This is a genomic window from Paraburkholderia silviterrae (assembly GCF_004353915.1).
Taxonomy (GTDB): Bacteria; Pseudomonadota; Gammaproteobacteria; order Burkholderiales; family Burkholderiaceae; genus Paraburkholderia; species Paraburkholderia silviterrae.
On sequence record NZ_SMRP01000003.1, the window covers coordinates 55,468 to 79,263 of the forward strand.

The following is a 23,796-nucleotide window of genomic DNA, read 5'->3' on the forward strand; positions in this document are numbered from 1 at the left end:
GTGCTGTTGTGTGCTGGCTATTTTCATGTTGAGTGTGATTTAAGAATTTGGAGATTCAGGGTGATCGCTGGCGATGTGAGCTACGTAGGAGGCGGCGGGGGAGGGAGGAAATCTGCCAGTTATTATTTTGCCATATGCGCGATAAGCGCGAAGCTGGTAATGGATTTTTTTGTTCCGGCGAGAGAAGTGAATTTTTTGGCGTTTAATATACTTTTAGTAATTCTGTTTTTATTATTTAGGCCGCGGATATATCTTGGTACGCGGGGTGTGTTTTGTTTTCTCGCAATTTGGCTATTTTTTATTTTTCAGGTGCTTAGGGGCCTCGATAATTCAATTGCCTATAAAATGGCGGGTCTTCCCGTGCTTGTGGTAATTTTCTATAGCACGGGGCGCGGAATAAATAATGCGGCAATGAAAAAACTTTCTGTGTACATATTTGCAGAATTTTGTGTTTTCTTCATTGTTAATTACTTCATTTCTCTTGCGAAAGGGCTCACGTCGAGTCGTGAATTTTGGAATTTCGAACACGCTAACCTTCTCGGTAGCTATGTGCTTTGCATGCTGGTGCCAGTGAATTATTTGATCATTAGTTCAGGACGTTTGCGAGGAAGATTGCTTGGTTTATGCCTGATGATAATGGGTTATCTGTCGACATCTACAGGGGCTTTCTTACTATCTGTGGGTGTTTTTGTGCGCGCGAGAAATTTCAGAGTTAAAAATATTCTGTTAATTTTGATATCTGGAATTTTTCTCGCTGGTGCGGGGATTTTTATTCTAAGCGTTGCAGATACGGCGACATATGCAAAAATTGTCGCGCCGTTCAGGTTGATAAGTGATGGCGGGTGGGAGAGACTGGTCAATGAGGCTCGCAACGGGGGCGGGATTGCCTATTTGACCTCGGATCAACAAGGATCATTTACATGGAGGGTTTATGCGTATTTAGTTTATATGTTTTATATATTCAACGAAGGATGGAATTATCTTTTATTTGGCAATGGTGTCGGTGGCTATGAGGTGGTCTGGGGTGGTGCTATGCCGCATAATGATTTCATTTTGATATTGGTTGATTATGGGTTGTTATTTTTTACTGCGTGGATATTTTTTTTCGTCTGGTTGCTTGTCAAGGTGTGGAAAAAATATCCGGAGTGGTTTGTTATTGTTATTCTGGTATTGTTCAGGCTGCTTTGTGAGAATAACCTTTACTCTTATTACGTTGCGAGCACATCCTGCATAATTTTCTCGTTAATATTCGGTGCAACTGTGCGAGAGACTCGAAACAGGAGTTGCGCAAAGGGCAAGGCTTGATATGCAACGTGTAAGAAAAATCGTTTCACAACGGATGGAAATTAATTGGTATTTCTGAGTTTGGGCGCGATTTCCGGATGTCAATCCGGCGTCTATGCTGCCTTTGTTTCTCGCTCGAACCGCGCATCATGTTGTTCCACAGGGGTTCGGTGGCCAAGAGAAGAATGGTGGCTTCTTCGATTGCAAAACACCTCGATGTATTCAAAGAGCTCTCCCGCTCACATCCCCGGCACCATCTCCGGCGGATGCTGCTTGAGCTGCTTCCTGGCCTCACGGAATTCGGGAAAGATCGACTCCACGGTCTGCCAGAACCGCGGACTATGATTCATTTCGCGCAAATGCGCGAGCTCATGCGCAACCACATAGTCCACCACCGAAAGCGGAAAATGAATCAACCGCCAGTTGAGCCTGATCCGTCCTTCACTTGAGCAACTCCCCCATCGCGTCATAGCTGAAGAAAGCGCATAAGACCGAAACGTAACCCCAAGCTTGGCCGCATAAGCCCCAAGCCGCTCCCCAAAAACCCGCGTAGCCTCCCCCTGAAGCCACCCAGTCACACGATCCTTGATCTGCTGCGCATCCGCATGCAGCGGCAGCGGCAACGCCAGCACGCGCGTCACCTCATCAAACGCGAGCACAGAAGCCCCAAGCCTCACACGCAACGGCTTCCCAAGATACGGCAACTGCGCACCATCACCCCATTCCACGCGCGGCAGCGCCCGTTGCTCAACCCGCGTCTGCCACTCAATCAGCTTCGCAAAGATCCATCTCTGCTTCTCAGCAATCGCCGTTTCAATATCGGCAATCGTCACCCACCGAGGCGCCGTAATCGTGAGCCCGGTTCCATCAATAGCAAACCCGATCGATTTGCGCGAAGACCGCTTGAGCCGATACTGGAGCGTGCGCGCCCCTAGTTCGAGCGTGCGCAGCCGCGTCCCATCAGGCGCAAGCGGCCCTGAGGGCGCCTTGAAAGGCGACTGCGTGTGAGCAGGAGCAGCAAAAAAAGGCAACGAAGGCGAGGGCGTACCAACCGGCGCCGGCTCCGCAAAGAGCGGCAAATCGAGTTGCCCGTTATCGAGCGCCGCTGAAGGGCGCGGCGGAGTTGACTTCTGCATCGTCAGGCTTGTTGCGGGATGGCGTGTGTGGCGCGCTCGGCCGGTTTACCGCTGGAGCGTCAAATCCTCGCGGCGTCTGCCGTTGCACCGTCCGTTTCGCGATAGGCATCCGGATCGATGCGACGCATTTCGGCTTCGATCCACTGCTCCACACGCGTATTCACCTGGTCAGGCGTGAGTCCGGTTGTCTCGATCGGCTTGCCGATCGACACCGTGACTATACCCGCATACTTCATGAACGAGTTGCGGGGCCAGACGTGTCCCGCGTTGTGTGCGATCGGCACGACGGGTGCGCCTGCGGAAATCGCAAAGCGCGCGCCGCCGGTCTTGTACTTGCCCTGCTTGCCCACAGGCGTGCGCGTGCCTTCCGGGAACATGATGACCCACGCGCCTTCGGCCATGCGCGCCTTGCCCTGGCGTGTCACGGAGGCGAACGCGTACTTGCCTTCTTTACGGTCGATGTGAACCATCTTCAGCATGCCCAGCGCCCAGCCGAAAAACGGCACGTACAACAGTTCGCGCTTGAACACGTAGCACATCGGCCGTGGCATCAACGCGGGAAACGCGAACGTCTCCCAGGCAGACTGGTGCTTCGAGAGCAGCACGGCCGGTCCGTTGGGCAGGTTCTCCATGCCCTCGATGCGGTATCGGATGCCGTTGAGCCAGCGCGCGACGACCAGCGTCGAACGGCACCAGCCCACGGCCATCCAGTAGCGCCGCGCGGCGTTCATGAACGGGAACGCGATGAAGCACGCCATGGCGTAGGGGATCGTGTAGACGATCAGGTAGATGAACAACAGCAGGGAGCGGATGAAGCGCATCGGTTGGACCGTTCGGAGGGCAGGGCTGTAGTGGGCCAGGGCGGTGTTAAGCCGACTCGTTCGCGAGAAAGTCGAGCACGAACGCGCGCAGGTCGGTGTGCACTTTCGTGCCTTCGGGCAGGCCGCCCGCGGCGTGCGTCTTCTCGCCCTTGCCCGTGAGCACGAGGTGCGTGGGAAAGCCGAGCACCGCGCCGGCTTGCAGGTCGCGCAGCGAATCGCCTACCACGGGCGTTTCCGCAGGATCGATCTCGAAGCGGTCGGCGATCATTTTGAGCATGCCGGGCTTGGGCTTGCGGCAGTCGCAATGGTCCTGCGCGGTGTGCGGGCAGAAGAACACGGCGTCGATGCGCCCGCCCACCGCGGCGGCCTGGCGCTGCATCTTCGCGTGCATTTCGTTGAGCGCCGTCGTGTCGAACAGGCCCCGGCCGATGCCGGACTGATTCGTCGCGACGGCGACACGATAGCCCGCCTGGTTCAGGCGAGCGATCGCTTCGAGGCTGCCCGGCAGCGCGATCCATTCGTCGGCCGACTTGATGAACGCGTCGGAATCGACGTTGATCACGCCGTCGCGGTCGAGGATCACGAGTTTGCGGCTGGTGCTGGTCGGCATGGCGTCGTCTTCAGTTGAGGGTCACGACGGCCATCATGCGGCGAGGCGCGAGATGTCGGCCACGCTGTTCATCTGGCGATGCAACGCCTTGAGCAGCGCGAGGCGGTTCGCACGCAGCGCGGGGTCTTCCGCGTTCACCATCACGTCGTTGAAGAACGTGTCGACGGTTTCGCGCAGCGCCGCGAGCGCCGTGAGCGCGCCCGTGTACTCGCGCGCGGCCAGTTGCGTCTGCACGCGCGGCGCGACCTGTTCGAGCTGCGCGAAGAGCGCCTTTTCCGCGTTTTCCACGAAGAGGGTGCTCTGCACGCCAGCGTCCTCCACACCCTCGGACTTCTTGAGGATGTTCGAGATGCGCTTGTTGGCCGCCGCGAGCGAGGCCGCTTCCTCGAGCGCCGCGAATTCGCGCACGGCGTCGAGACGCGCGACGATGTCGTCGAGGCGCGTGGGGTTCAGCGCGAGCACGGCGTCGATTTCCTGCGCCGCGTAGCCGCGTTCGCGCAGCATGCCGCGCAGGCGGTCCATGCAGAATTCGTAGATGGCTCGCGTCGATTCCGTCACCGCTTCGATGCCGGCAAATTGCGTGTACGTGGTGCGCAGCAGTTCGACGAGGTCGAGCGGCAGTTGCTTCTCGACCAGGATGCGCAGCACGCCCAGCGCGTGGCGGCGCAGCGCGAACGGGTCTTTCTCGCCAGTCGGCGCGAGTCCGATGCCCCAGATGCCCACGAGCGTTTCGAGCTTGTCCGCGAGCGCGACGATCGTGCCCGTGACCGTGCCCGGCAGTGCATCGCCGGAGAAGCGCGGCTGGTAGTGCTCGGTGCACGCGAGCGCCACTTCTTCGGACTCGCCGTCGTGGCGCGCGTAGTAGGTGCCCATCGTGCCTTGCAGCTCGGGGAACTCGCCCACCATGTCGGTCAGCAGGTCGGCCTTGGCGAGGCGCGCGCCGCGTTCGGCGAGCGCGATATTGGCGCGGCACATCAAGGCAATGGCGCCCGCGAGCGCTTCGAGGCGCTCCACGCGCAGCAACTGCGAGCCGAGCTTGTTGTGATAGACCACGTTCGCGAGCAACGGCACGCGCTCGGCGAGCGGCTTCTTCTTGTCCTGCTCGAAGAAGAACTTGGCGTCCGCGAGACGCGGGCGCACGACGCGCTCGTTGCCTTCCACGATCTCGTCCGGCGTTTCGGTCTCGATGTTCGAGACGATCAGAAAGCGCGAGCGCAGGCGGCCTGCGTCGTCGGTGAGCGCGAAGTACTTCTGGTTCGTCTGCATCGTGAGGATCAGGCATTCCTGCGGCACTTGCAGGAATTCGTCCTCGAACTTGCACGCGTACACGACCGGCCATTCGACAAGCGAGTTCACTTCGTCGAGCAGCGCTTCGGGCATGACGACCTTATCGTCGCCGGCCTGTTCGATGAGCTGGTCGCGGATCGAGTCGCGGCGGTCCGCGTAGCTCGCGATCACGCGGCCTTTGTGCTGCAGCGTGTGCGCGTAGTCGTCGGCGCGCGTGATGGCAACCGGGCCATGCGAGAGGAAGCGGTGGCCGCGCGTGGTGTCGCCGGCGTCGATGCCGAATGCCGTGACGGGCACGATCTGGTCGTCGTGCAGGACCGTCAGGCGGTGCACCGGGCGCACGAACTGCACGTTGCTGCCGTCCGGGCGCTGGTACGTCATGACCTTCGGGATCGGCAGCTTGGCGAGCACTTCGTCGAGCACGGCCTGCAGGCCGTCGGCGAGCGTGGCGCCGGGCGCCGAGTAGCGCAGGAAGAACGCTTCGTTCTTGCCGTCGCTGGCGCGTTCGAGGTCGCTCACCGGGAAGTCGGGGAAGCCGAGCGCGGCGAGTTTCTTCGCGAGCGGCGCGGTGGGCTGGCCATTGGCGTCGAGCGCGACCGAAACGGGCAGCACTTTTTCGCGCACCTGCTTTTCGGGCGCGACGCTGCGCACGTTCTTGATCGTCACGGCGAGACGGCGCGGCGTGGCGAAGCGTTCGAACGAGAGGTCGCCTTCGATCAGGTCGCGCGCGGCGAGGCGCTGCGCGATGCCTTCGGCGAACGCGTCGCCGAGGCGCGCGAGGGCCTTCGGCGGCAGTTCCTCGGTCAGCAGTTCGACGAGGAGAGTGGCGTGATGAGCTTGCGTCATTGTTGTAGAGATCCGGTCATTCCTCGTCGAACTTGCGTTCGACCTTCAGCGGCGGCGCCCAGGCGGGCATCGCGGCGTCCTGTTCGTCGGTGGTCAGGCCAGGCACGCCGTGCACCGGATTGCCGAGCATCGGGAAGCCAAGCTTTTCGCGCGATTCGTAGTACGACTGCGCCACGCTGCGCGAGAGCGCGCGAATGCGGCCGATGTACGCCGCGCGCTCCGTCACGGAGATCGCGCCGCGCGCGTCGAGCAGGTTGAACGTGTGTCCGGCCTTGAGCACGAGCTCGTAGGCGGGCAGCGCGAGCTGCAGCTCGATCATGCGCTTCGCTTCGCCTTCGTATGCGTTGAAGAACGTGAACAGCAGGTCGACGTTCGCGTGCTCGAAGTTGTACGTGGATTGCTCGACTTCGTTCTGGTGGTAGACGTCGCCGTAGGTGAGGCGGCGCAGCTCGGGGCCGTTCGGGCCTTCCTCTTCCCACTCGGTCCAGATGAGGTCGTAGACGTTCTCGACCTTCTGCAGATACATCGCGAGGCGCTCGAGGCCGTAGGTGATTTCGCCGAGCACCGGCTTGCAGTCGATGCCGCCCACTTGCTGGAAGTAGGTGAACTGCGTGACTTCCATGCCGTTCAACCAGACTTCCCAGCCGAGGCCCCAGGCGCCGAGCGTGGGGTTCTCCCAGTCGTCTTCGACGAAGCGCACGTCGTTCTGCTTCAGGTCGAAGCCGAGCGCCTCGAGCGAGCCGAGGTACAGGTCGAGGATGTTCTCCGGCGCGGGCTTGAGCACCACCTGGTACTGGTAGTAGTGCTGCAGGCGGTTCGGGTTCTCGCCGTAGCGGCCGTCCTTCGGGCGGCGCGAGGGCTGCACGTAGGCCGCGCGCCACGGCTCGGGGCCGATCGCGCGCAGGAAGGTGTGGACGTGCGAGGTGCCGGCGCCGACTTCCATGTCGATCGGCTGGAGCAGCGCGCAGCCCTGCTTGTCCCAGTAAGACTGGAGCGTCAGGATGATTTGCTGAAACGTGAGCATGTGTGCCTGCAGTGTCTTTTAGGGCGAAAGGCGTGGGCTGCGGCGGCAAGGACGGCCAGGCGCTGCGTTCGGCGCGTGGCGGCGTCCCTTGCGTGCTGCGGTCCCGGCCCCCCGTCAGGAGGGGCGGCCCGGTGCTAAAACGTTGAATTTTACCGGATTGGCGGGGCGTTGAGACCGCGGCGGGGTTCCGGGGGGATTTCGCTGTTGATGCCGCGCCGCAACGGCATCGATTGCCGGTGCGGTAACGAAGAAGCGGCAGCCGCGCGAGGCACTGCCGCTTCACACGTCATCACGCCTTCTTGCGCCCCAGCCGTGCCGGCCCGAACGCGAAGCCGAGCGCCAGCAACAGCGGCGACACGGCGATCACGATGTCGTTGCCGCTTCTCACGTAGGGCGTGAAGCCTTGCGTGCCTTCCACGCGCACGTCGAGCGAGCCCACGGTGAAGGCGGGCAGGCGCGCGATCACGTTGCCGTGCGCGTCGATGGCGGCGGTGGCGCCCGTATTGGTCGCGCGCAGCATCGGCCGGCCGGTTTCGAGCGAGCGCATGCGCGCGATCTGCAGATGCTGGTCGAGCGCGATGGTGTCGCCGAACCAGGCGAGGTTCGTCGAGTTGATGAGGATGCCCGGCGAGGTCGGGCTCTCGCGCACGGTGCGCGCGATTTCCTCGCCGAAGATGTCCTCGTAGCAGATATCGACGGCCACCGGCTGGTTGTGCACGAGGAACGGCGGCTGCACGGGGGCGCCGCGCGCGAAGTCGCCAAGCGGGATGTTCATGAGATTCACGAACCAGCGGAAGCCCCACGGCACGAATTCGCCAAAGGGCACGAGGTGGTGCTTGTCGTAGCGGTACAGGCCGTTCTGCCCGGGCGTGATGCCGAACAGGCTGTTGGTGTAGTCGACCACGCGCCCGTCGGGCGTGACCGTGCCGCCCACGGCGCCGAACAGGATCGAGGTGCCGGTGCCGTCGGCGAAGGCGCGGACATCGCGGCCGAACTTCTCGGGGATTTCCTGCATGAGCACGGGAATCGCGGTCTCGGGCGTGACGACGAGGTCGGCGGGCTTTTCGGTGATGAGCTTCTGGAATTCGGCGAGCGAGTCCGTGAGGCCGGATTCGGAGAACTTCATGTCCTGCTTCACGTTGCCTTGCAGGAGGCGCACGTTCAGGGGCGTGTTTTCGGGGTGCGTCCAGTTGACGAGCGGCAACAGCAAGCCCGCGGCGATCACGGCCACGGTGGCCACGGTGGCGATGGCGGCCGTGGCGATGCCGCGGCGTTGCGTGCCGCCGGCGGAAGGCGCGAGCGCATCCGGGCGCGCTCGGCGCACGTGTACGAGCGCCTGCACGGCCAGCGCCGCGACGAGCGCGAGCACCCAGCCCACGCCATAGACACCGACGATCGGCGCAAATCCGGAGAGCGGCCCGTCCACCTGCGCGTAGCCGCTGGAAAGCCACGGGAAGCCGGTGAAGACATAGCCGCGCGCCCATTCGCCGAGCGCCCAGGCGCTCGCGAATGCGAAGGCGCCGTGCCATGTCGGCGAAAACGGCAGCGTGCCGTTGCGCTCTCGCGCGTTGCTCGCGTGTCCCGCGCAGAACGACCAGAGGAGCGCGGCGAGCCCCGGATAGAGGCCGAGGTAGAGCGAAAAGAGCACGACCGCCGCGCCCGCGAGCACGGCGGGCATGCCGCCGTAGAAGTGCATGCTCACGTAGAGCCACCAGATGCCGCTCACGAAGTTGCCGAAGCCGAACGCCCAGCCGGTGAAGAGCGCGCTCTTCCAGCCCGTGGTGCGCGTGAGCCAGAAGTAAAAGCCCGCGAAGATCGCGATTTCGAGCCAGCCTCCGTGCGGCGTGGGCGCGAACGAGAGCGTATTGAGCGCGCCCAGTGCGGCGGCGGCCAGGTAGTGCCAGGCGGGCAGGGCGCGCCGCGCCGCGGCGTCGCCTTTGCCGGCGGAGGCGGTGTCAGCGGCGCGCGCGCCGTTGCGCGTGCGGGAATCGATCGGTTCAGCCATGGATGTGCGTGGGCGCTGCAGTCCGACTGCAGGGGCGCTCGGGGCGCGGGTTGCAAAACGTTCGCCGCACGCGCCGTGCGTGCAGCGAGCGCAACGATAGCATTTTCGCGCGTCGGCAATGTGTGGCGTCGGGGCGGACGTTTGGGGGCGGATCGTGCGCTGCTCGGGCTATGCACGCCGCAAAGCAAGACGCCGGCCCTAGGGCCGGCGTCGTCCGAAGCGCGTAGAGCACGGATCGCACCGATAGCGCATCTCGCGCATCTCGCGCGGGGCGTCAGGTCCCCGGCGGCTGCAGCGCGGCTTCGCGCTGGCCCGCGAGCGGATCGCGGCGCACGAGCAGCATGTGCACCTGGCGGGCGTCGGCGCGCAGCACCTCGAAGATCAGGTCGTCGATGCGCACCTTTTCGCCGCGATGCGGCACGTGCCCGAAATGGTTCGTGACGAAGCCGCCGATGGTATCGACTTCATCGTCCGAGAAATGGGTGCCGAACGCCTCGTTGAACTGCTCGATTTCGGTGAGCGCGCGCACGCGGAAGCGCCCGTCGGGCGAGGCGATGATGTTGCCGCTTTCCTCGTCGAAGTCGTATTCGTCCTCGATGTCGCCAACGATCTGCTCGAGCACGTCCTCGATCGTGATGAGGCCGGCCACGCCGCCGTATTCGTCCACGACGATGGCGATGTGATTGCGGTTCTGGCGAAAGTCGTGCAGCAGCACGTTCAGGCGCTTGGACTCGGGGATGAACACGGCCGGGCGCAGCATGCCGCGCACGTCGAATTCCTCTTCGGCGTAGTAGCGCAGCAGGTCTTTCGCGAGCAGCACGCCAATCACGTTGTCGCGGTTGCTCTCGTAGACCGGATAGCGCGAGTGCGCCTTGTCCAGCACGAAAGGGATGAACTCGTCGGGGGTCTCGGCAATGTTGATCGCATCCATCTGGGCGCGCGGCACCATGATGTCGCGCGCGCAGAGCTCGGACACCTGGAATACGCCCTCGATCATCGAAAGCGAATCGGCGTCGATCAGATTGCGCGCGTGCGCGTCCTGGAGGATTTCGAGAAGCTCGCTGCGCGAGTCGGGCTCGGGCGAGATGAAGTCGGTCAGCCGCTCGAGGAGGGAGCGCTTTTCCTGCGGTTTGTCGGTTTGTCGTCGACTGGGATAGGAGTCGTTCATGGTGGTGCGCCCTGGGCCTCTTGAGGGCTGGGCGCGCTGTTGCGGATAGGAAAGGATACAACATGCGTGTGGCGCGCCCGTGTAGGGCATGCCCGCAGATCCATCCTAACGCAGATGCGGGGTACCCGCGCGGTCGAGAACACCCGGTGGCCGCCGCTTCCACAACGCGCGCCGGCCGGTGTCAATGCGCGCGGCACTTTGCGGGCGCTCGCCCTGGTTCGCACTAGTTCTTGGCGTCGGATTTAAACGATTCTGGGCACCACTTTGACGAGCGTCATTTCCTGAGAGATGTTTGACAATCTCCTTTCAGCGATGACGCTCTAATTCGCCTCTTGGTGCGGGACATCGTCGTCCTGCGTGTTGATGGCCGGACAAGCGGTCCGGTCCAGCTGCGAGAGGAGACTCATTGTGCAAGTGTTATCGAAAAGGCGTGCGAAGCTGTGCGCGGCATGGCTCGTGCCGCCGCTACTCGTCATTTTGACCGGCTGTGCGACCGAAGCGTCGCGCACGCTCGCCGTCCCGCAAGTGGCGGTGGCGAGCACGCCCTACGCGGGCAAACCCGTGCCGGTCGCGGTCGGCAAGTTCGACAATCGTTCGAGCTACATGCGCGGCATTTTCACGGACGGCATCGACCGTCTGGGCGGTCAGGCCAAAACCATCCTGATCACGGCGCTCCAGCAGAGCGGGCGCTTTAACGTGCTCGACCGCGACAACCTCGACGAGATCCGTCAGGAAGCCGGCTTCACGAAGCAGGCGCAGGCAGTGAAGGGCGCGCGCTACATCCTCACCGGCGATGTGACCGAGTTCGGCCGCAAGGAAGTCGGCGATCAGCAGCTGTTCGGCATTCTTGGACGCGGCAAGAGCCAGGTGGCTTACGCGAAGGTGAGCCTCAATGTGGTCGATACGGTCACCTCGGAAGTCGTGGCTTCGGCGCAGGGCGCGGGCGAATACAGCCTGTCGAACCGCGAGGTGATCGGCTTCGGCGGCACCTCGGGCTACGACTCGACGCTCAACGGCAAGGTGCTCGACCTCGCGATCCAGGAAGCCGTCAATCGCCTCGCCGAACGCGTCGACTCAGGCGCGCTGGCCGCGGTGAAGTGACGGCGGCGCAAATCGACCCGGTTAGAAGAAGAGACCAACACATGACGAAAACCACTCATATGCGGCGGCGCGCCGGCGTGCCGCTCGGCGTCGCCCTGGCTGTCGCCGGCGCGCTGCTTGCCGGCTGCGCAACACGCTCGCAACCCACGCTCTATCAATGGGACGCCTATCAGCCGCAGGTCTATGCGTACCTGAAAGGACAAGCGAGCCCCGAGGAGCAGATCGGGGCGCTTGAACAGGCACTTCAGCAGATCCGCGCAAAGGGTAACCGGCCGCCGCCAGGCTTCCACGCTCACCTTGGCGCGCTCTACGCGAGCGTCGGCAAGGGCCAGCAGGCGCAGCAGGAATTGCTTGCGGAGAAGGAAGCCTTCCCCGAATCGTCCGCTTACATGGACTTCTTGCTGAAAAACCTTTCGAAGTAGGCGACTGATCATGCTCAACTTTTCGTTTCTCAAATGCGTGCCGGTGCTCGCGCTGGCCGCACTGCTCGCGGCGTGCGCGGGGCCGCAGAAGTCCACTCCAGGCTACGACTACACCGCGTTCAAGAGCGCAAAGCCGAAATCGATTCTCGTGCTGCCGCCGCTGAACGAGACCGCCGATGTGAACGCCACGAACGGCATGCTCTCGCAGATGACGATGCCACTCGCGGAATCAGGCTACTACGTACTGCCCGTTGCCGAAGTGGCCGAAACGTTCCGCCAGAACGGCATGACGATGCCCGCGGAAATGCAGGCCACGTCGCCAAAGAAGCTGCGTGACATTTTCGGCGCCGATGCAGCCCTCTATACGAAGGTGACGCAGTACGGCTCCGTGTATCAGGTGGTGGACAGCAATACGGTCGTGGCGGCGTCGGCCAAGCTCGTCAGTCTCGGTAATGGCGACGTGCTCTGGGAAGGCAGCGCGAGCGCCAACGGCAAGGAATTGGGCAACGTGGACTTTGGCAGCGGCAGCGTGATCGGCATGCTGGTGCAGGCCGCGGTCAAGCAGGTTGCGCATTCGCTTTCCGACGAGAGCCAGGAGGTGGCGGGCCTGACGAGCCAGAAGCTGCTGTCGGCAGGGCCGCCGAACGGACTGCTCTACGGTCCGCATTCGCCGAAGTACGGCAGCGACTGAGGCTATCTGTGCGATGCGTGTGAAGCGTGGTGGCGTGCGCGCCATCGAGCGGGGGGGCGAGCTCGGCGCTCGCCTGACTCACGCGCAGCGCGCGAGCAGCCGCTCCAGCGCCCGGTCGGGCATGCCGCTCTCGCGCAACGCCACCACCGTACGTCGCACGTAGTCGAGCGTCGTGCCGTAGCGGCCCTCGGCGCAGCCGAACACGGTGCGTACCGTGTTTTCATCGAGTTTGCCCGTGTAAGTGGGCACGTCGCGCCGCATGACGAAGGCGAGCGCCGCAACGCGCCGGCCGTCGGCGAGCGCGCAGGGCAACCAGGCGGGCCGGTACGATCCCATCGGCATTTCGCGGCGCCAGAGCGCTTCCAGATGCGGCATGACGCCATCGGCGGCCAGCCGAAAAGCCACGCCGGCGCACGAGCCGCCACGGTCGAGCGCGAGCACGAGGCCCGGCTGCTCGGGCGTGCCGCGATTCACGCGCGACCACAGATACAGCCCGCGATGGTAGCCGTGCACGCGCGAGCGCACGTTTTCGACGGTCGGCAGGCCCGGATTCCAGATCAGCGAGCCATAGCCGAACAGCCAGATGTCGCTCGTGCCGTCCCATTGCTGGAGCGTGCAGTCGAGCGACGCGCGCAGTTCGTCTTCGGTGAGCAGACGCGACTCGCCGAGCGAAGGCGGATAGCCGGGGCAAGGCAGCGCCGTGCTGCCCGGGGACGCCCGGCCGGAGGGTTTGCCTCCTGCGGAAAAGGGCGTCTCGCCGCAGGGCGCTCCGCCGGAGGGCGCGCCGCCGGAGGGCGCACCGCTTTCCACCAGCGGTTCGGAAACATCACCGGAATCGTTCGCGCGCTTGTCGTTCATATCGGACGGGGTAGGGCGGGAAAGACCAGTCGAGGCCTTACTTGTACGGATCGGGAAAGCCGAGCGAGTTGAGGACTTCGGTTTCGATGCCCTCCATCTCTTCGGCTTCGGCGTCGTCCTCGTGATCGTAGCCTTGCGCGTGCAGCGTGCCGTGCACGAGCAGGTGCGCGTAGTGCGCCGAAAGCGGCTTGCCCTGTTCGGCGGCTTCCTTCTCCACCACCGGGCAGCAGAGAATCAGGTCGCCTGTCACGGGATCGTCCTCACTCTCGGCGTAAGCGAAGGTAAGGACGTTGGTCGCGTAGTCCTTGCCGCGATAGCTGCGGTTGAGCGTGCGGCCTTCTTCGGCGTCGACGAAGCGCACAGTCAGCTCGGCGTCGGCGAACAGGGCGGCCTTCACCCATGCCGCCACGGTCGCCCGTGGCAGCGCGGCCTTGTGCTCGGGAAACGCCTTCGCGGCGGGGAACTGCACGTTCAGTTTGAGTTTCGGTGCGCGGGGCATGGTGCGTCGTTGCTTGTCGTCTCGGGCGTGCGCATCAGCGCGCGTCGCCGTTGCCGTCATCCTTATTCGAGTGCGCGTCGTAGGCCTCGACAATACGCGCGACGAGCGGATGGCGCACGACGTCCGCGCTCGTGAAGCGCGTGAGCGCGATGCCGCGCACGTCGGCGAGCACGTGCTGCGCCTCGATCAGCCCGCTCTTGTGGCCGCGCGGCAGGTCTATCTGGGTGACGTCGCCGGTCACGACGGCCTTCGAGCCGAAGCCGATGCGCGTCAGGAACATCTTCATCTGCTCGGGCGTGGTGTTCTGCGCCTCGTCGAGGATGATGAACGCGTGATTGAGCGTGCGTCCGCGCATGTACGCGAGCGGCGCGATCTCGATCATCTGGCGCTCGAACATTTTCGCGGTCTTGTCGAAGCCGAGCAGGTCGTAGAGCGCGTCATACAAAGGACGCAGATACGGGTCCACCTTCTGCGCGAGGTCGCCGGGCAGGAAGCCGAGGCGCTCGCCCGCTTCCACGGCCGGACGCGTGAGCACGATGCGCTTGACCTGGTCGCGCTCGAGCGCGTCCACGGCGCAGGCCACGGCGAGATAGGTCTTGCCCGTGCCCGCCGGCCCGATGCCGAAGGTCACGTCGTGCGAGATGATCTGCTTGAGGTATTCGCGCTGCGCGGGCGTGCGGCCACGCAGGTCGGCGCGGCGCGTGTAGAGCTTCGGACCGAGTTCCTCGACATCGACGCCTTCGCGCGCGGGCTCGTCGAACGGGTGATCGGGGTCGCCGCGGAATCGTGGGTCGATTTCCACCGCATCGGCGCCATTGTTGCGCAGCCCGCCGTTGCCGCTCGCGCGCGCATCGTTGGCGGAGTTGCCCGCGAAGTTGGCAGGATGGCGCGCTTCGACCAGCGCGAGCTGGATGTCGTCGACGGAAAGCGGATCGCGCGCCTGGTTGTAGAAGTTTTCGAGCGCGGCGAGCGCGAGTTTCGCGCCGCGACCGCGAATCGAGATGCGATGGCCGCGCCGCGCGAGGGTCACGTCGAGCGCCTGTTCGATTTGCCGCAGGTTTTCGTCGAGCGGGCCGCAGAGATTTGCGAGCCGCGCGTTGTCGTCGCGCGGCGCGGTGAATTCCAGATGCTGCTGATTGGGCTTCAAGGTATCAGTGAACTCCGTTCAGGCGCTGATCAGTGCGTGAGCGCCGAAGTGTCCTCGTGCGCGAGCACGAGCTCGCCGCGCAGCGAGTGCGGGTAGGCGTGGTTGATCTTCACGTCGATCATCTGGCCGATCAGGCGTGCGTGCGAGGCGAGCGGCGCCGGGAAGTTCACGACGCGGTTGTTCTCGGTGCGGCCCGAGAGCTCGCTCGGGTCTTTGCGCGACGGGCCTTCCACCAGAATGCGCTCGACTCGGCCGACCATCGACTGGCTGATGCGCTGCACGTTCTCTTCGATCGTGGCCTGCAGATGCTGCAGGCGCTTCAACTTCACTTCGCGCGGCGTGTCGTCGTGCAGGTTCGCAGCCGGCGTGCCCGGACGCGGGCTATAGATGAACGAGAAGCTCGTGTCGTACTTCATTTCCTCGACGAGCGCCATGGTCTTCTCGAAGTCCTCTTCGGTCTCGCCGGGGAAGCCCACGATGATGTCCGTGGAGAGCGACAGGTCGGGGCGAATCGCACGCAGCTTGCGGATGACCGACTTGTATTCGAGCACGGTGTAGCCGCGCTTCATCGCCATCAGCACGCGGTCCGAACCGTGCTGCACCGGCAGATGCAGATGGCTCACGAGCTTGGGCACCTTCGCATAGGCGTCGATCAGGCGCTGCGTGAATTCCTTCGGATGCGAAGTGGTGTAGCGGATGCGCTCGATGCCGGGGATGTCGGCGACGTATTCGATCAGCGTGGCAAAGTCGGCGATGTCTTGCGCGCCTTGCGTGAGGGCGCCGCGGTAGGCGTTCACGTTTTGGCCGAGCAGCGTGACTTCGCGCACGCCCTGGTCGGCGAGGCCGGCGACTTCCGTGAGCACGTCGTCGAGCGGGCGCGAGACTTCCTCGCCGCGCGTGTACGGCACGACGCAGTAGCTGCAGTATTTCGAGCAGCCTTCCATGATCGAGACGAACGCGCTCGGGCCTTCCACGCGCGCGGGCGGCAGGTGGTCGAACTTCTCGATTTCGGGGAACGTGATGTCGACCTGCGCGCGGCCCGAGGCGCGGCGCGCGTCGATCATCTGCGGCAGGCGGTGCAGGGTTTGCGGACCGAACACGAGGTCGACGTAGGGCGCGCGCTGCACGATGGCCGCGCCTTCCTGGCTCGCCACGCAGCCGCCTACGCCGATCAGCAGGTTCGGGTTCGCTTCCTTGAGCTCGCGCACACGGCCGAGGTCGGAGAACACCTTCTCCTGGGCCTTTTCACGCACCGAGCAAGTGTTGAAGAGAATGACGTCCGCGTCTTCGGGCGTATCGGTTTTCACGAGGCCTTCAGCGGCGCCGAGCACGTCGACCATCTTGTCGGAGTCGTACTCGTTCATCTGGCAGCCAAAGGTCTTTACATAAACTTTCTTGGTCATCGGGGTCGCCGTTCGCAGTGGTTTACCTGGGGGCGTCGTCCGGTTGATGCACGCGTGCACTTCGGGACTACGGTGATAAAGAGGGCTGAAACGGGTGGCCAGGCCGCGCGGGCCGTGGTGCACCCCCGTGGTGTACCCAATAGGGGCGATTCGCGTGCTTTTGCGTATTTTTGCCGCCAGTTTGCGGCGCGAATCGTCATTCAGCGCAATCCAACATTATAGCCTTATGCGCCGGCGCGGTTGGGCCGGCGCTGTGTCCGCTGCGCACGGCGTCGCCGCTCAGCGGGCATCGCATCGTCGGTGCACGGCACGAGCGCATTGAGCTCGCCGGCGGTCTGCGCGAAGCGCTCGGTCAGGAACTCGAGCAGCGCCCGCACGCGCGGCGCGAGAAAGCGGTTGCGGTGATAGAGCGCGTGCAGCGGCGCGTCCGGGTAGCGCCAGTCCGGCATGACGATCTTCAGGCGCCCGGCGCGCAGGTCGTCGGCTACGTCCCAGATCGATTTCACGGCGAGACCGTAGCCGCACAGCGCCCATTGGCGCGCGACCGCGCCGTCGGTGGTTTCGAGCGCGTCTTCCATCGGCACCGTGTAAGTCTGCGTGTGCCCGTCGCGGGTGAAGCGCCATTCGTTCACGGGCCCGGCCACCGAGCTGATCACGATGCAATCGAATCGGGCCAGATCGCCGGGCTCGCCTGGCACGCCCTTGCGCGCGAGGTACGCGGGCGAGGCGCACAGCACGCGCCGGTTCGGCGCGAGCGGCCGCGCCACGAGCGAGCTGTCCGCCGGCGTGCCGAAACGGATCGAGAGATCGATGTCCTCGAGGACGAGATTCGAAATGGTGTCGGTGAGTGTCAGCGCGAAGCGCACTTCGGGGTAGAGCGCACGGAATTCGTCGAGCCATTTCATCAGCAGATTGCGGCCGAAGTCCGAAGTCGCCGAGATGCGCAGCTTGCCGCGCTCGCCGTGGTCATGGCGATCTTCACGAAGACGAGCCACGCGAGCGTGCCTGCCGCGATCACCGTGTTCGTGTGGGGCATCGCTGCCTTCGCCACCGTGCCGCCGCTGCAGATGCGCGTGGTCGCGAAGGCGTCCGCCGCGCCCAACCTCGCATCGACGCTGAACATCGGCGCGTTCAACATGGGCAATGCGATGGGTGCATGGCTCGGTGGCCTCGCGATCACGCACGGCATCGCGCTCGCGGCGCTGCCATGGGTGGCCGCGGCCGTCGCGATTGCAGCACTCATCCTCACGTGGGCGGCGGCGCGCCTGGACGCGCGCAAGGCGCCGCTGCGCGCCGCGGGCATGGCCGTGCGGCAGGACGCCTGCTGAGCGGGGCGAGGCTGCGGCCCGCCGCGCGTGGCGGTAGCCATCCGCCCGCCGCGGCGGCTGGGCGCGCGCGGCGTGCGCACATATCGCCACGACGCAAAAGCATTCCCGTCAACGCGCTCTGCAATGCTGATATCAGTGTGAAGATAACTTCGTTGGGCGTGGCGAGGCGCGATGCTAGTCTTGCCTCCATTCAAGCACTTGCGCCGTTTCACGGCGCGTCTGGGAGGCATGCCATGCATTCAACGCTCGCGCTCGTGAGGGACGCGCAGGCCGATCGTCCGGTCACGTATCGGAGTGCGAATCATCTCGCTGATGATCGACAGATCGTCGATCCGCACATCGATCGGAGAACTGAGGAACGGGATGAGCAGGACCTGGCTGCTCATCCGTCCGCGGGATCCAACGCTGCCGCGCGCGCCGATGGTCCTTTCGATGCGCTCGAATATCTCGTTGGCGTGAACCTGGCGCGCCTGCGCGCCGAGCGCCAGCTCTCGCTCGACGCGCTCGCCCGCGCATCGGGCGTCTCGCGCGCGATGCTCGCGCAAGTGGAGTCTGCGCGCAGCGTGCCGTCGATCAAGGTGCTCTGCAAGGTGGCGGCGGCGCTCAAGGTTTCGGTGTCGGCGTTTCTGCGGCGGCATGCGGTGAGCGGTTTCGAGCATCTGCCTGCCGAGCGCGCGTCGCGCCGCGTGAGCGCCGACGGACGCTACTCGTCGCGCGCGCTCTTTCCCGAGGACGGTCCCGCCGCCGCCGAATTCCACGAGCTGCGCATCGCGCCGCTGCATACCGAGCCCGGCAGGCCCCGCGCGCCGGGCACGACCGTGAACCTCGTGGTGAGCGAAGGCACGCTCGAGGTGAGCGTGCACGAGCGGCGCCAGTTGCTTGCGACGGGCGATGCGATCGTGTTCGACGCGGACCAGCCGCACAGCCTGCGCAATCCCGGCGACACCGAGGCGCGCGCCTTTCGCGTGACGCTCAACGCCGAAACGCCGCCGCGCTGGGACTCGCCGCTGCCGGGTGGCGTCCAGGCGGTTGCGCCCGCGCAGCCTGAATGAGTGCGATATTGCGCACTGCGGCATACACCGCGTACTTCACGGGGGATCCACGCGCGCGCCCACCAGCGGCGCGTTCGGGCATCCCGCCATGCACAAGACGCGGCGCGCGGCGGCTGCTGACGAGTTTTTTTCCGCGCTGCACGACGGCGCGCTCTGTTGTATCCTTTGCCGGCCGGTTCAACCGGTAATCAGTGCGTCTTCAGGGCGGGGTGAAATTCCCCACCGGCGGTATGTCGGCCGCGCCGCAAGGCAAGGCCGACGAGCCCGCGAGCGCCTGCGCGAGGTTTTTCGCGCAGGGTCAGCAGATCTGGTGCGATGCCAGAGCCGACGGTCATAGTCCGGATGGAAGAAGATGTGCAGATGGTCATGTTTGCCCATCCGCCGCGGCTTTTCGGCCCGCGCCGGCCTTGCGCGCGACGCCCTGGCGTCGTGTTCCGGCCACGCGCGCCCGATCCCGCGCGCCGGGGATTCCTGTCTGTTTGCAATGCCCTGAAACGTTTTTCGCCCAACTCTTGCGAGGAGCGTTTCACATGTCCTTTACCCGCAATGCTGTATCTGTCGAGCCGCTGCTCGACGCCATCGACGATCTTCCCCTGCTCGACACCGAACCGGTGCCGCCCCGTATTGCCGCCGCGCTGCAGGCCATGCGCGAAGGCCGTCCGGTCGTGCTGCAGGACGACCACGACCGCGAAGACGAAGCCGATCTCGTGCTTGCCGCCGAACGTCTCACCCCCGAGACGATGGCGCTCTTCATTCGCGAATGCAGCGGCATCGTGTGCCTGTGCCTGTCCGACGAGAAGGTGCGCGCGCTCGAGCTGCCGCCCATGGTTCCGCACAACGAAAGCCGCAACCGCACCGCGTTCACGGTGTCGATCGAGGCGCGCGATGGCGTGAGCACGGGCGTGTCCGCCGCCGACCGCGTGACGACGATCCGCGCCGCCATCGCCCCGAATGCGAAGCCGGCCGACATCGTGCGCCCCGGCCACGTGTTTCCGCTGCGCGCGCAGCCGGGCGGGGTGCTGGCGCGCCGCGGCCATACCGAAGGCACCGTCGATCTGGCCGTGCTCGCGGGCCTCGCGCCTGCCGGCGTGCTGTGCGAGCTGATGAATCCGGATGGCACGATGGCGCGCGGCCAGCAGGTCGACGACTTCGCGAAGCGGCACAACCTGCCGATGCTGACGATCGCGGAGCTGGTGGCGTTCCGCGAGGCGCTCGCGCAGGCGCGCGAGCGCTGCGCCGAGCCTGCATAAGGCGCCCGGAGCCGGGCCGGAAAGCGCTTTGGGGCGCGCTGGCCAGGACACCGCGAGCATCACAGTTGCGATAACGGCGCGTGGCCTTGCGGCCCACGCGCCGCTTGTCGTTCTACGCTTGCAAACGCCGGGGCGCGCAGTGCGCACCGCCGTACCCCTCGCAGCGGTGATGCGTGGTCACGGATTGTGGTGGTGAGCGCGGTTACGACTGGCGGTTACGACTGTTGATCGCCGAATTCGCCGCGCACGCCGGCCTCGACGAGGGCAGGCAGCTCATCCATGTGCTTCATGATGCGCGTGATGCCCATCTCGCGCAGCACGTCGGCATAGCCCGACGGGATATGGCTCGCGCCGACGAAGGCGATCGTCTTCATGCCCGCCGCGCGCGCGGCGTTCAGGCCCGCAAGGCTGTCCTCGACGACGAGGCAGCGCTCCGGCTCCACGCCGAGCGCCGAGGCCGCGTGCAGATAGACGTCCGGATAAGGCTTGGGCCGCTCGACCTGCTCGGCGCTGAAGATGCGCTCGCCGAAGATCGCGTCGAGCCCGGCGCGCCGCACCGAAGCGTGCACGCGCGTGAGCCGGCTGTTCGAGACCACGGCGGCCGGCAGCGTGACCTGACGCAGCGCGTCGCGCACGCCGTTGATCGGGCTCACCGATTCGGCGATGGCGACTTCGCAGTTGTGATCGATCGTCTCGAGAAAATGCTCGGGCAGGGTGAGATTGAAGCGTGCCGCGACGTCCGCGAGAAAGCGCGAGGTCTGCTGGCCGAATGCGCTCGCCACGGCGGCGCGAAAGTCGACACCGGGAAAGGTGCGGCTGAGCGTATCGAAGAGGACGTGGTCGGCAATGACTTCACTGTCGACGAGTACGCCGTCGCAGTCGCAGATGAGATGGTCGATCATGCGCAAGACGAAAGTGCGGGAGGCAGGGCGGCCAGGCCAGGCGGCGGGGCCGCGTGAGCCGGCAAGGCGGGAAGGTTGAAAACGCCATGATACGTGCTTTTGTGGGGCCCGGCCGACGGGCGCGGCGACCTTGTCATCGGGGCTTGCGGCGGGTGGGCGCGCGGGCGGCCTGGACGCTCCATGGCGCTTTGGCCGTACGGCCAGGGTGTCGCGCGCGCCGCGCGATGCGACAATAGTGTGCGTAATCGGAACCGGTCGAAAGCAGCAGATCAAGGGCAATGAGGACAAGGGGAACGCTATGCGTGGACTTGCGATGATCGGCGCAGCGGTGCTGGCCGTCGGGTGTGCCGGATGCGCCAATACGTCGGGGCTCGTGGGCGGCTGGCGCGCGCCGCCGTTCGCTCAATTGCAGCAGACGTGCGGCGGCCAGCAGACCGACTACGGCGCCGACACGCAGGCCGTCTATTCGGCGGTGTACGACGCCTGGGTGGCAAGCCGCCACGGCAAGCTGCCGCAGGCGCAGTTCTGCAGCTTCCAGGCGGGTCTCGCGCAGCAATACGCCGCCCACGGCGCGGGCGCAAACGCGCAGGCACGCAATGACTGGGTGACGTATCTCAACGAGCAGCGCGCCCAGGCGCTCTCCTGGCGCGCGTCGGCCGATTCGACCCTGCGCGGGGGCTGAGCGCAGCAGGGCGAGGCGAGGCGGGGCGAGGCGGGTAGCACGGGAATCAACATAGAGCGTCCACGCGCCGGGCAGGGCAAGCGCCCCGCCCCGCGCACCCTATGGATGCTCGGGCGCGGAAAAAAATGGTCACGCGGGCATGAAGCGCGCGGGTCCGCGTGACCATGCACTGCAGGCGTACGTCTACAGCCGTGCGCCTGCATCGGGGAAGGTCTCGACAAACCACGCTGGCGGACGATTCCCGCGTCCGCGCGGGTCGAGAAAAATTAGCGAGACATCGGCAGGGGAATCAGGCCGGCGCGTGAGCACCGCCTGCCCGTCCCGTCATGAAAATCGTTTGATGGCGCGCAACGCGGAGTCGCCAATTTCTGTAAGTCGCCATTGCTGGAGGCCGGAAGCGAGCCGCTCCAGTTGGACGAGCTGTCGTTCGAGGAGGGCGTCGAGTTCTTCGCGTTCCATGTCGATCTGGTTGGGGGCGTCCTTCACTAGCAGCAGGGTGGCGAATTCATGCGGACTCAGCATCGTTCTCTCCATGTTGCCGCATCAGAGGTCATCCATCGCGGCCCGCGGGGCGGCTTGATGACAGTCATGCGGTGGGCGTGAGCGAAAGCCTGCAACAGCGCGCGAGGTGCCGGATGTGCGGTCCTTTGGCTGTCATGCGTCACGCATCCGGCAGGTGGCGACAAACAGTCCAAACGGCATCCAGCCCGGATCGGCGCCGGGGAACTGGAGTGTAGTCAACCGCCCTGCGTTGTACAAATCACACCCCAAAAATATTCTGTTTGACATTCCGTGTCCGCGGCGGCGGTGGTGCCGTGCGCGCAGATCCTTGATTTCACTTCAAGTTCTTGCCGCAGCGCGGCATGCGCAGCGACCCGGATCCGGTGCCTGTGCAGATGCGCGCACGGTTCTCCGATCGCGCGGGTGCGCACTCGTGCCCCATCAACTCGTGCACGCGCGGGGCCGTCAAGCGGGCAGCGTGGAGGGATTCCTCGGTTCCGGCGCGCGGCGGGTGTAACGGCATACGATGTCGCGCGCGCGTTTGCCGCGAGCGCGCGTTCTCAGGCGCGTCGAAGGCCGTGTCAGGCCCGCCGGCTGGCGCTTTGCGGGGATCGGGCACGGGCAGGCGCGGCGCAATGCGCCTTGCGCGAAGCGGTCGATGCCCTTGCCGCGATGCCCATGAGTGCCGGATGAAGGCATGACAATCCGCTCGCAGGCGCCTTACAAGTCGACTCTTCCCGGAACTGCGGCAAGCGGGATCGGTCTGTGCTCTCAGACTGCAGCTTTGCGAAACCACAGCTAAGATGAAGTAATCACGGCTGGTACCTTTCACTACGCGGCGGGAACGCAAGACCGGGTCGTCAAACCGGTGGTGCGCCGCGCACAGAGATACCGCTTTGGAGCACGACAGAATGCGCAACGACATTGAGCCTCGCCATGTGATGCCCTGGCGCATCGAAGATATCGACCTTACGCGGATTGACCGTCAGCGAGCCCGCAGCAACGAAGACTTGCTGCTGCTGCTTTGTGCGTCCTCGTTCATCGAAAGCGGCTCGGACCTCTACACGAGCAACCTCAACATCTTCTTCAACGGCGACCCGGAAGTCTCGGAGTGGCTCAACAATGAATGGGAGCACGAGGAGCTTCAGCATGGCCGCGCGCTGAAGACCTACATCCAGTACGTGTGGCCCGAGTTCGACTGGGACACGGCCTTCCACAACTTCTTCGAAGAGTATTCGAAGACCTGCTCGTTCGAGGAGTTCGAGCGTACGCGGGCGCTCGAAATGGTCGCGCGCTGCGTGGTGGAGACGGGCACGGCTACGCTCTATCGGGCGATTGGCGAATGCTCGAACGAGCCGGTGCTCAAGGAAATCACCGACAACATCCGCAGCGACGAAGTGCGCCACTACAAGCACTTTTTCCGCTATTTCAAGAAGTACAACCAGGTCGAAGGGCACGGGCGTCTTGCCGTGCTCGGTGCGCTCATGCGTCGCGTGATGGAGATCAAGAACGAGGATTCGGAGATCGCATTGCGTCACGTGTTCGCGATTCGCTATCCCGATCGCGTGAAGGATCACGCCTACAATCGTGAGCTCACGGCGCGCGTGAACAAGCTCGTGCGCCACAATCTTTCCGCCGACATGTGCGTGAAGATGCTGCTCAAGCCGCTCGACATTCCCGCGAAGATTCAGCCGAGCGTGCACTATCCGCTCGCGAAGATCACACAGCACGTGTTCTTCCGCTGAGGCACGCCCTTTGCACGCGCCAGTGGGCGCGTGC

The 23,796-nt window shown here is 64.6% G+C and carries 22 protein-coding genes, 1 pseudogene and 1 riboswitch; of the genes and pseudogenes, 9 read left to right on the forward strand and 14 right to left on the reverse strand.

The annotated features are described in order from the left end of the window. Positions 1 to 60: 60 nt before the first annotated feature. Positions 61 to 1,305: a hypothetical protein gene (locus EYW47_RS07665; RefSeq protein ID WP_133194282.1), complete on the forward strand. Its 1,245-nt coding sequence runs from the start codon at positions 61 to 63 to the stop codon at positions 1,303 to 1,305. A 218-nt stretch (positions 1,306 to 1,523) separates the two neighbouring features. Here EYW47_RS07665 and EYW47_RS07670 read toward each other — a convergent pair whose 3' ends face one another. The 7 genes from EYW47_RS07670 to EYW47_RS07700 all read right to left on the reverse strand — a co-directional run bounded on the left by EYW47_RS07670 (position 1,524) and on the right by EYW47_RS07700 (position 10,181). Continuing rightward, complete coding sequence (locus EYW47_RS07670) at positions 1,524 to 2,420, reverse strand: M48 family metallopeptidase (protein ID WP_133194283.1); 897 nt, start codon at positions 2,418 to 2,420, stop codon at positions 1,524 to 1,526. A 59-nt stretch (positions 2,421 to 2,479) separates the two neighbouring features. Then, complete coding sequence (locus EYW47_RS07675; protein WP_133194284.1) at positions 2,480 to 3,241, reverse strand: lysophospholipid acyltransferase family protein; 762 nt, start codon at positions 3,239 to 3,241, stop codon at positions 2,480 to 2,482. Between the two features lie 46 nt (positions 3,242 to 3,287). After that, a complete protein-coding gene (gene gmhB / locus EYW47_RS07680; protein ID WP_133194285.1) occupies positions 3,288 to 3,851 on the reverse strand; it encodes a D-glycero-beta-D-manno-heptose 1,7-bisphosphate 7-phosphatase in 564 nt (187 codons plus the stop codon). Positions 3,852 to 3,884: 33 nt separating this feature from the next. Further along, positions 3,885 to 5,984, reverse strand: a complete 2,100-nt coding sequence (glyS, locus tag EYW47_RS07685) for a glycine--tRNA ligase subunit beta (RefSeq protein ID WP_133194286.1) — start codon at positions 5,982 to 5,984, stop codon at positions 3,885 to 3,887. Between the two features lie 16 nt (positions 5,985 to 6,000). Beyond that, complete coding sequence (gene glyQ / locus EYW47_RS07690) at positions 6,001 to 7,008, reverse strand: glycine--tRNA ligase subunit alpha (protein WP_133194287.1); 1,008 nt, start codon at positions 7,006 to 7,008, stop codon at positions 6,001 to 6,003. A 289-nt stretch (positions 7,009 to 7,297) separates the two neighbouring features. Continuing rightward, a complete protein-coding gene (lnt, locus tag EYW47_RS07695; RefSeq protein ID WP_133194288.1) occupies positions 7,298 to 9,013 on the reverse strand; it encodes an apolipoprotein N-acyltransferase in 1,716 nt (571 codons plus the stop codon). A gap of 274 nt (positions 9,014 to 9,287) precedes the next feature. Then, entirely contained in the window at positions 9,288 to 10,181 is an 894-nt protein-coding gene (locus tag EYW47_RS07700) for an HlyC/CorC family transporter (RefSeq protein WP_133194289.1), read from the reverse strand. A gap of 438 nt (positions 10,182 to 10,619) precedes the next feature. On the opposite strand from EYW47_RS07700, the gene EYW47_RS07705 reads away from it, so the two are divergent. Genes EYW47_RS07705 through EYW47_RS07715 form a run of 3 tightly spaced genes read left to right on the forward strand, consistent with a single transcriptional unit; the run spans position 10,620 to position 12,395 of the window. Next, entirely contained in the window at positions 10,620 to 11,282 is a 663-nt protein-coding gene (locus tag EYW47_RS07705; RefSeq protein WP_240763624.1) for a CsgG/HfaB family protein, read from the forward strand. Positions 11,283 to 11,341: 59 nt separating this feature from the next. Then, on the forward strand, positions 11,342 to 11,704 hold the full coding sequence (locus tag EYW47_RS07710) for a DUF4810 domain-containing protein (RefSeq protein WP_133194747.1): 363 nt from the start codon (positions 11,342 to 11,344) through the stop codon (positions 11,702 to 11,704). Positions 11,705 to 11,714: 10 nt separating this feature from the next. Beyond that, positions 11,715 to 12,395, forward strand: coding sequence for a DUF799 domain-containing protein (locus tag EYW47_RS07715; RefSeq protein WP_133194291.1), 681 nt, complete (start codon positions 11,715 to 11,717; stop codon positions 12,393 to 12,395). 78 nt (positions 12,396 to 12,473) lie between these two features. Here EYW47_RS07715 and EYW47_RS07720 read toward each other — a convergent pair whose 3' ends face one another. The 5 genes from EYW47_RS07720 to EYW47_RS07740 form a co-directional block, all read right to left on the reverse strand. After that, on the reverse strand, positions 12,474 to 13,253 hold the full coding sequence (locus tag EYW47_RS07720; protein WP_133194292.1) for a gamma-glutamylcyclotransferase: 780 nt from the start codon (positions 13,251 to 13,253) through the stop codon (positions 12,474 to 12,476). Between the two features lie 37 nt (positions 13,254 to 13,290). Then, positions 13,291 to 13,752, reverse strand: coding sequence for an rRNA maturation RNase YbeY (gene ybeY, locus EYW47_RS07725; protein WP_133194293.1), 462 nt, complete (start codon positions 13,750 to 13,752; stop codon positions 13,291 to 13,293). Between the two features lie 34 nt (positions 13,753 to 13,786). Next, complete coding sequence (locus EYW47_RS07730; protein ID WP_133194294.1) at positions 13,787 to 14,899, reverse strand: PhoH family protein; 1,113 nt, start codon at positions 14,897 to 14,899, stop codon at positions 13,787 to 13,789. 29 nt (positions 14,900 to 14,928) lie between these two features. Beyond that, positions 14,929 to 16,302: a tRNA (N6-isopentenyl adenosine(37)-C2)-methylthiotransferase MiaB gene (miaB, locus tag EYW47_RS07735; protein ID WP_133194295.1), complete on the reverse strand. Its 1,374-nt coding sequence runs from the start codon at positions 16,300 to 16,302 to the stop codon at positions 14,929 to 14,931. A 224-nt stretch (positions 16,303 to 16,526) separates the two neighbouring features. Next, positions 16,527 to 17,297, reverse strand: a complete 771-nt coding sequence (locus EYW47_RS07740) for a substrate binding domain-containing protein (RefSeq protein ID WP_240763599.1) — start codon at positions 17,295 to 17,297, stop codon at positions 16,527 to 16,529. On the opposite strand from EYW47_RS07740, the pseudogene EYW47_RS41755 reads away from it, so the two are divergent. From EYW47_RS41755 to ribB, 3 genes and pseudogenes are all read left to right on the forward strand, one after another. Continuing rightward, positions 17,250 to 17,630, forward strand: a pseudogene (locus EYW47_RS41755) (MFS transporter); the annotation flags it as partial. The gene EYW47_RS07740 and the pseudogene EYW47_RS41755 overlap by 48 nt on opposite strands. Before the next feature lie 233 nt (positions 17,631 to 17,863). After that, entirely contained in the window at positions 17,864 to 18,682 is an 819-nt protein-coding gene (locus EYW47_RS07750; RefSeq protein ID WP_133194298.1) for a helix-turn-helix domain-containing protein, read from the forward strand. Positions 18,683 to 18,873: 191 nt separating this feature from the next. Continuing rightward, positions 18,874 to 19,040: riboswitch (FMN riboswitch) on the forward strand. Between the two features lie 172 nt (positions 19,041 to 19,212). Further along, a complete protein-coding gene (gene ribB / locus EYW47_RS07755; protein ID WP_133194299.1) occupies positions 19,213 to 19,932 on the forward strand; it encodes a 3,4-dihydroxy-2-butanone-4-phosphate synthase in 720 nt (239 codons plus the stop codon). 215 nt (positions 19,933 to 20,147) lie between these two features. On the opposite strand, the gene EYW47_RS07760 is transcribed toward ribB, so the two are convergent. Further along, the gene (locus tag EYW47_RS07760) at positions 20,148 to 20,834 is read right to left on the reverse strand and encodes an HAD family hydrolase (protein WP_133194300.1); all 687 of its coding nucleotides are present in this window, start codon (positions 20,832 to 20,834) and stop codon (positions 20,148 to 20,150) included. Positions 20,835 to 21,132: 298 nt separating this feature from the next. Between EYW47_RS07760 and EYW47_RS07765 the strand changes: the two genes are divergently transcribed. Then, complete coding sequence (locus tag EYW47_RS07765) at positions 21,133 to 21,516, forward strand: hypothetical protein (protein ID WP_133194301.1); 384 nt, start codon at positions 21,133 to 21,135, stop codon at positions 21,514 to 21,516. 324 nt (positions 21,517 to 21,840) lie between these two features. Here the strand turns inward: EYW47_RS07765 and EYW47_RS07770 are convergent, their stop codons facing one another. Beyond that, positions 21,841 to 22,038 carry a hypothetical protein gene (locus EYW47_RS07770; RefSeq protein WP_028217863.1) on the reverse strand — a complete coding sequence of 66 codons (198 nt, stop codon included), beginning with the start codon at positions 22,036 to 22,038 and terminating at the stop codon, positions 21,841 to 21,843. Between the two features lie 890 nt (positions 22,039 to 22,928). Here EYW47_RS07770 and EYW47_RS07780 point away from each other — a divergent pair. Then, complete coding sequence (locus EYW47_RS07780) at positions 22,929 to 23,762, forward strand: ferritin-like domain-containing protein (protein ID WP_133194304.1); 834 nt, start codon at positions 22,929 to 22,931, stop codon at positions 23,760 to 23,762. Positions 23,763 to 23,796 lie beyond the last annotated feature (34 nt).